This window comes from Vreelandella glaciei (assembly GCF_013415125.1).
Classification (GTDB): Bacteria; Pseudomonadota; Gammaproteobacteria; order Pseudomonadales; family Halomonadaceae; genus Vreelandella; species Vreelandella glaciei.
In genome coordinates this window covers 1-1560 of record NZ_JACCDE010000077.1, presented here as the reverse complement: position 1 = coordinate 1560, position 1560 = coordinate 1, and the positions used below count along the sequence as shown (strand labels likewise).

Here is a 1560-nt window from a genome sequence, read left to right as displayed (position 1 = left end):
TAGCCCGGATTTCTCACAGGGTATAAAAGAAAGCGGCTGAAAGTGTTAACGTTTCAGGGCCTTACACCAAAAACCAACACCAACAGCCGCTTCCAAAATGGTACCTGAAAAGCTGACCTTCTCGCCACTCTCTCGCCGCCAAATTGAAGCCGACTTCTCCGGGGGCCACATTACGTCGGACGCCGGATTACTCCTGCTTCGTGAAGTCGATAAACAGCATCGCCTAACACGCCGCTTGGCCGCCGTGCTTCATGATCCCCGCTCACCGGAACAGGTTCGTCATAAGCTCGACACGTTGGTTCGTCAGCGGGTGTTCGGTGTCGCCGCTGGCTATGAAGATTTCAACGACCATGAGGCCCTGCGCTATGATCAGGCCCTTCAGACAGCGCTCGGTGAAGAGGATACGCTGGCAGGCAAGTCGACGCTGTGCCGGGTGGAGCAGAACGCCGATCGGCAAGCAATAGTGAAGGCCCATGAGTTGCTGTGGCATCACTTCATTGAACAGCATGACGAACCACCCAAGGAGATCGTGCTGGACTTTGATGGCACCGACATCCCCGTGCATGGCGAGCAACCCGGCAAGTTCTTTAACCGTTATTACGATCACCACTGCTACTTCCCACTGTATGTCTTCTGTGGGCGCCACTTACTGGTGAGCTATCTGCGCACCAGTGACCGCAGCGACAGCCGCCATAGCTGGGCGATCCTCGCCTTACTGGTACGCTTTATCCGTCAATACTGGCCCGATACGCGCATCGTGTTACGAGGTGATAGCCACTTTTGTCGTCCCCGGATGCTGAACTGGTGTGATCGGCATCACGTCGACTACATCGTGGGAATCGCAAAGAACAGCCGGCTGCTCAAGGAAGTGGACGTCCCCATGATGCTGGTGCGCAAGACCCAATGGCAGGTGGGAGGGAAAGTAGCGGGGACGTTCCGCTTCCAGTATCAAGCCCGCTCCTGGAAATACCCACGCTGGGTGGTGGCCCGCCTAGAAGAAGGTGAGTTAGGCTCTAATCCCCGGTTTATCATCAGCTCTCGTTACGATGACGGCTTCAAGCTTTACTACGAGCAGTACTGTGCCCGGGGTGACATGGAGAACCGGATCAAGGATCAACAACTGAGCCTGTTTGCTGACCGGACCTCCAGCACGCACTGGTGGGCCAATCAGTGGCGGCTGATCTTGTCGGGCTTCGCTTATACGCTGTTCGAGCGGTTACGGACTTACCTGAAGCACACGCCCTTCGCGCGCATGAGTCCAAGCAACCTGAGGCTCAAGCTCATCAAAGTAGGCGCGGTCATCCTCCGCAATACGCGCCGCATCCGGGTGTTGATGAGTGACAGCTACCCCTATAAAACGGCGCTATCCGATCTGGTCAGGCGGTTGGTGCCGAACTGACTGCTCGGGCGCCCCCGGCCCGACGCAATGGGGGAAAGGGGGAAGTGTGTCTGAAGGACGGAAAGTGGTTAAAAAGTAGCCGATGTAAGTCGAGCCAGTAGGTGTTTAGCGGTGTTACAGCCTGAGTGCGGTACTGGCTGAGGTACTATGAGAAATCCAGG

Annotated in this window: 1 protein-coding gene; it reads left to right on the top strand. The window is 56.3% G+C overall.

Going from position 1 to position 1560, the window contains the following annotated elements:
• The first annotated feature begins 97 nt into the window (after positions 1-97).
• Positions 98-1399 carry an IS1380 family transposase gene (locus tag HZS80_RS23190; protein ID WP_179917458.1) on the top strand — a complete coding sequence of 434 codons (1302 nt, stop codon included), beginning with the start codon at positions 98-100 and terminating at the stop codon, positions 1397-1399.
• Positions 1400-1560: the final 161 nt, after the last annotated feature.